This is a genomic window from bacterium (assembly GCA_018830565.1).
In the GTDB taxonomy this organism is placed as follows: Bacteria; UBA9089; JAHJRX01; order JAHJRX01; family JAHJRX01; genus JAHJRX01.
Window position 1 is genome coordinate 34,783 of the sequence record JAHJRX010000049.1, and the last position, 6,249, is coordinate 41,031.

The 6,249-nt window shown below is 34.5% G+C and carries 5 protein-coding genes and 2 tRNA genes; 5 read left to right on the top strand and 2 right to left on the bottom strand.

Annotated elements, in window-relative coordinates:
* Nucleotides 1-34 precede the first annotated feature (34 nt).
* Nucleotides 35-427: a response regulator gene (locus KJ849_04545; protein MBU2599828.1), complete on the bottom strand. Its 393-nt coding sequence runs from the start codon at nt 425-427 to the stop codon at nt 35-37.
* Between the two features lie 5 nt (nt 428-432).
* Nucleotides 433-2,571: a GAF domain-containing sensor histidine kinase gene (locus KJ849_04550; GenBank protein MBU2599829.1), complete on the bottom strand. Its 2,139-nt coding sequence runs from the start codon at nt 2,569-2,571 to the stop codon at nt 433-435.
* Between the two features lie 619 nt (nt 2,572-3,190).
* On the opposite strand from KJ849_04550, the gene KJ849_04555 reads away from it, so the two are divergent.
* The 5 genes from KJ849_04555 to KJ849_04575 form a co-directional block, all read left to right on the top strand.
* Nucleotides 3,191-4,231, top strand: coding sequence for a 6-phosphofructokinase (locus KJ849_04555; GenBank protein ID MBU2599830.1), 1,041 nt, complete (start codon nt 3,191-3,193; stop codon nt 4,229-4,231).
* A 9-nt stretch (nt 4,232-4,240) separates the two neighbouring features.
* Nucleotides 4,241-5,647 (top strand): class II fructose-bisphosphate aldolase, encoded by a 1,407-nt coding sequence (locus KJ849_04560; protein ID MBU2599831.1) that lies wholly within the window; start codon nt 4,241-4,243, stop codon nt 5,645-5,647.
* A 14-nt stretch (nt 5,648-5,661) separates the two neighbouring features.
* Nucleotides 5,662-5,751, top strand: a tRNA-Ser gene (locus KJ849_04565).
* 51 nt (nt 5,752-5,802) lie between these two features.
* Nucleotides 5,803-5,895, top strand: a tRNA-Ser gene (locus KJ849_04570).
* Between the two features lie 69 nt (nt 5,896-5,964).
* On the top strand, nt 5,965-6,249 hold a 285-nt coding region (locus tag KJ849_04575; GenBank protein MBU2599832.1), incomplete at its 3' end, for an SAM-dependent methyltransferase.

A 6,249-nucleotide genomic window follows, 5' to 3' on the forward strand; every position in this document is an offset into this window, starting at 1 on the left:
AATGCTTTTTGGTGGAATTATACTGCTCGTAAACTTATTTTGCTTGAGTACCTTGAGTGCAATTAGATATTATTGCTTTTTCTACCTTTTTTAAGAGACTAAGGGGTAAGAAAGGCTTGGTGAGATAATCAACGACTCCTTCTTTTTTAGCTCTCTTTTCATTTTCTTCTTCGGATTTAGCGGTAAGAATAATCACTGGAATTGGAGAGGTCTTTAGGCATCCCTTAAGCTTTTTACATACTTCCCATCCATCCATCACGGGCATCATAATATCTAGTAAGATAAGATCTGGCTGATCTTTATCTGCTCTTTCCAGTCCTTCTTTTCCATTAAATGTTTCTATCACCTGATAGTGGGCAATTTCAAGAAGAAGTTTGAGGACTCCAACAATATCTGGATCATCATCTATGATTAAAATCTTTTTCATTTTCTTTAGATTACTTCTTTTTTAGGTAAAGTAAAGACAAATTTACTACCCTTATCTTTTTCTGAGTTAACCTTAATAGTGCCTCCAGAATTTTCTATAATCTTTTTAACGATCGCTAACCCCAGCCCCAGTCCTTCATATTCTCTTTTATCAGACATATCTATTTGATAAAAACTTTCAAACATCTTTTCCTGACGTTCCGCAGCAATACCAATACCAGTATCTTCTACAAAACCTTGAAGATAACTACCTTTATCTATCAATCCAATTGTAACCTTATTAAAAGAATTAGCCGGCGTAAATTTTATGGCATTATCCATTAATTTGCTAAAGATTTCCTTAGCTTTCTTGCCGTTATACCTAACCAAGGGAAAGTTAGTGTCTATTTGAGCTTGGAGAATGATTTGTTTTCCTTGAGCTGCTTGAGTAAAGGTAGAGACTACTTCTTCTATTATCTTTTTAAAATTTACTACTTCTTCTTCGAGTTTATCTCCTTCTCTTTGTTCTGCCTTAGAGAAAGCTAAGATATTACCAATTAATTTCCTTAGTCTTTCAGATCTTTTCATCATGATCTTAAGACCTTCTTCTTGGGCAGAATTATACTCACCTAAGGTCTTTTGAAGAAATAAGTTAAGATAACCTATAATCACTGTTAAGGGAGTTTGTAGTTCATGGGAAACCACCGCTAAAAAGTTAGATTTAGTTTCATTGGCTATTTGTAACTGAATAGCTCTTTTTTCTAATTCCAGAGCATATTTTTTTAATTCGGTAAATAACTTAGTATTTTCTAAAGCAAGGGCTATTTCACTACTTAGAGTAGAAAGAAAGACCAATTCGTCATTACTATAAACCTTACTACTTAATTTTGATCCTAAATTTAATATACCTATTAACTTTTCTTTAAAGATAATAGGAATAGAGATGATCATTCTTAGCTTTTCGATAACATTCGTCAAAACTTCCTTGACGTCATTAAATTCTGGGTTTTCTTTGACTTCTTCTTTTAATAATTCTCTTTTTTCTTGATTAAACCAATGAACAATAGGATGATCTTCTTTGAAGACTTCTGATTTATCGTAATCTCCAAAAGTAAATTCTGGTTTATATACACCCTTAGATTGATCGAATAACATGATGGCTGCATATTGAGGATGAATAACTTTCTTAATAACATTAAGGACTAATAAAAATAGATCTTCTCGATCCAGGGTAGTGGAAATATCACTACTTACCTTCTTTAAAATTTGTTGAAGATTATGCTTTTCTCGATAAAATCTTTTATCTACCAGAAGCTGGATTTTTTCTCTGATAGGTTGAAAGATAAAGATAATAATGACGATGGTTAAAACTCGAGCGTAGAGAGTTTCAAAATGTAAAACTCCTTCAAAGATAAAGATAGCCAGTAACCAAATAGTAGTTACCAAGGTAGTTAATAAAGAATAAATTATTCCTTTTTGGATAATGAGAGAGATATCCATTAATCGATATTTAATAATCGCGTAGGTAATTATCAAAGCATAAATAATAATAGCTAAATGAGCTAAAGGATATACTTTTAGCCCCATCACTAATAAAATATTAGTGATACTACTTATAAAAATAATAAACATACCTCCAAAGACATAACTTATTCGATTCTTTTCCAATAAAGATTCAGAGATCTGATATCTTTTATACAAAAGATAGACTCCATATGAAACAAAGAAGAGGAAAGTAAGATTAAAGAAAGGGGCGGCTTTGCCAGCTACCGGTTGATAGCTGCCAAAAACAAAAATTACATCTGAAACAGTAGCCAAAGACTTTATCTGATCAGTAATATTGAAGAGTAGTCCTAAAATATAAGCGGTAGAACATATTATCTTATTTCTCTTGCTTTGATCATCAATAAGCGTTAAGACAAAATAAAAAAAGTTACCAAAGCTAAAGAAGAGTCCAAAATGAAGAATACGAACACCGGTCATAGCCATTTGTTTATCTGAAGCAATAGTCATCATAAACATACCTATACTCCAGATGACAATGGAAGCTTCAAATAAGGCAAAGGCTCTGTTTCGTTGGCTCTTAATATTTTTGCTAAGAACAAAGAGACCCAGAAGTAAATGAACAAAGCCGGCAATAAAAAGGGTTACTGTGTAAAAACCCATACCGAATTTGGATCCTCTCTAAATTTCAGTGGTGTTCTTGAATAGTTAACTTGTGTAAGATGGAGATAAATTTATTTTAAATTGCAAATCTTGATAAAAAGTTTACTTAAAAAAAGAATAATTCCAAGAAAAGAACTTACTTGGCCAATAATAAGGTAAAAAAATAAAAAAAGCAAGTAATTTGCGAGAAAAGTCAGCAATTCTAATTATGAAAATTTCTTTTTATTCTATAGGTAATTTAAGACAATATGCCCCTTTGCCAATTAGTTAATGAAGACCAATTTACTATTTAAGGAAAGGGACAAAGTGGTTAATTTGTTTTGTAAAATCTTATAATGAGAATTGCTGAAAAACATCTTGACACTATTTAAGCTATTCCCTATAATAAAAATAATAAAAGTTTTAGTTATTTTTTGCTGGTTCTCTTTAAAGGTAATGATTTTACTTACCTTCTTACATCGGGCAGACTAACTTTCTTAAACACGGAAGGTGAGCCCTGACGACTAATGGCTGACGGCTGAACGTTGGCCTTTATATTTTATTTATTTTACCAATTTTTTTGAAGATTCTAATAAAGATAATTCTTGGTAAGGAAAGTGGTAAAGAAAGGAAGTTTTAAGTGAAGAATATAGGTATACTTACTGGTGGAGGAGATGCTCCTGGCTTAAATGCAGTAATTCGAGCGGTAGTCTACAAAGCTTCTTCTTTGGGTATCTCGGTGCTTGGAATTAAAGAAGGTTGGGCTGGACTTTTAAAAGGGGAAGCCACCTTATTAAGTAAAGAAGAAGTAGCCGATATTTATAGTTTAGGAGGAACAATTATTGGAACTTCACGAACTAATCCTTATAAGATTGAAGGTGGAAGTAAAAAAGCTATAGAGAATTTTAATAAATTAGGGTTAGATGCCTTAATTGCGGCGGGAGGAGAAGATACTTTAGGAGTAGCCAACAAACTTTTTCAGGAAGGCTTAAGAGTAGTTGGGGTGCCTAAAACTATCGATAATGACCTTTCTTGTACTGACTATACATTTGGTTTTGATACCGCTGTTTCTATTGCTACGGAAGCCATTGACCGGCTACACACCACGGCTAAATCACATCGTCGCTCTTTGGTGGTAGAAATTATGGGCAGACATGCAGGTTGGATAACTTTGATGGCTGGTTTAGCAGGCGGAGCTCACTATATAATAATTCCAGAAGTACCTTTTGATATAAGTGAAGTCTGCCAATTAGTAAAAGAAAGAGTAGAAAAAGGAAAGCTTTATACCATTATTGCTGTTTCTGAAGGGGCCAGGTTTGCTACTGATCAAGAAAAAACAGGGCATTTTCTTCAAAATCAAGAATTAGATGCCTTTGGCCATGTAAGATTGGGTGGAATTGGAAAGACTTTAGAGAAGATTATCGAGAAAGAGACTAAAGTCGAGACTCGTTCTGTAGTCTTAGGTCATTTACAAAGAGGAGGTTCTCCTACTGCTTTTGATCGTAATTTAGGTACCAGATTAGGTATAAAAGCAGTGGAATTAGCCAAAGAAGGAAGATTTGGATATTTAGCTTGCCTTTACGAGAATAAGATTACCGCGATGCCCTTAAGTGAGGCGGTGGGTAAGATCAAGACAGTAGATCCAGAGTTATATGAAATAGCTAAGACATTTTTTAGTTAAGGAGGAATGATGATTTATAAGCTATACCAAAATGTTAAAGATTTAATAACTTCTACCGGCGATATCATTAAGATTTCTAAAGATGGAGTATTAATCATCTTAAACAAGCAAGTTTTTCAAAAAGATTTAATAGATAGATTGGTCTACAATCTTGTCTTTAATCATGACCAAGATGTGGTGGATTCTATTTACTGGATTATTTGGGAAGCAGCTAATATTTTAGGGATTAATTCTGCTTCTATCCAGGGCTTGTATCAAGCTAAGGGAAGAAAGGAATATGAAAAAATTACTGTCCCCGCGATAAACATTCGAGGTTTAACCTACGATGTGTCTAAAGCCCTATTTAGAGCAGCTTTTGAAAATAAAGCTTCGGCTTTTATCTTTGAAATAGCTCGTTCTGAAATGCAGTATACTCATCAAAAAGCTTCTGAATACACCGGTGTCATATTAGGAGCAGCCATTAAAGAAAGATATAAAGGTCCTGTATTTATTCAAGGTGACCACTTTCAAGTTATTGCTCGTAAATTTAAAGAAGATAAGGATAAAGAAGTAAATTTTGTTAAATTTTTAATTGAAAAAGCTATTGAAGCTGGTTTTTATAATATCGATATCGATACTTCTACTTTAGTCGATTTAAACAAAGACACCATTTCCGAACAACAAAGGTTAAATTACGAGATGGCCGCGCTTCTTACTCAATTTATTAGGAAAAATGAGCCAGATAATATTACTATCTCTATTGGAGGTGAAATTGGTGAAGTAGGTGGCCATAATTCTACTGAAGAAGAACTTCGAGCTTACTTAGAAGGATATAGAAAAAATATATCTAATGAGATGGAAGGAATAAGCAAAGTCTCTATTCAAACTGGCACTACCCATGGAGGCGTTCCTCTTCCTGATGGAACTATAGCTGAGGTAAGGTTAGATTTTGAAACCTTAAGAAGATTATCTAAGGTAGCCGTCGATGAATATAATTTAGCTGGTGCTGTTCAACATGGAGCTTCTACTCTTCCTTCAGATGCTTTTTACCGTTTTCCGGAAACCGACACGGCTGAGGTTCATTTAGCTACAGAGTTTCAAAATATGATCTACGATAGTGAGTATTTTCCTTCAGATTTAAGAGATGAAATTTATGAATATTTAAAAAATAATTGTGCTGATGAATGGAAGAATGGCTTGACCAAAGAACAATTTATCTATAAAGCTAGAAAAAAAGGTTTTGGTCCTTTTAAAGAAAAACTTTGGAATTTATCTTCAGAAGCACGAGAAAAGATTTGCCAAAGCCTGGAAGATAAATTTAGCTTTTTACTTAAAAAGCTAAATGCTACTAATACTACTGATTTTGTTAATAAATATGTCCAGTCGGTGCATGCATTAAAAGAAATTCCTTATTCTTTGATGCAGGAAGTTAGTTAATAGCCTCAAATTTTGGCGGGATGGCAGAGTGGATTAATGCGGCGGTCTTGAAAACCGTTGACGGGGTAACTCGTCCGTGGGTTCAAATCCTACTCCCGCCGCCAGAAGAAGTAAGTAGATGATACCTGCTACTTCTTACTTAATACTTAATTTTTGGAGAGGTGCCGGAGCGGCTGAACGGGGCTGCCTGCTAAGCAGTTGTAGGAGGTTGACTCCTACCGAGAGTTCGAATCTCTCCCTCTCCGCCAATTGTAAAACTGTGGGGAATTCAGTCCGCCCCACTGTTCAGCAGCAATTCTAATTATGACTCGCTAATAATGGTTAGGCAAAGTAACAATCTTGAACAGTGGGTTAAGTGCACTCCGCGCCATATTATTGATTTTATTGTGGCGGCGGTTGACCCGAAGAAAGACGAAACGATTCGTGATCCTGCTTACGGAACGGCTGGATTTTTGATTTCCGCTTATAAACATATTTTCAAACAACATGGAATCCCCCTTAATCCCCCTTTGATAAAGGGGGAAAGTAGCAAAGCCACAGGGGGATTTAAATCGCTTACTTGTTTATTTATTCCTTACCTGATTGGAGTGATAAGTATCTTG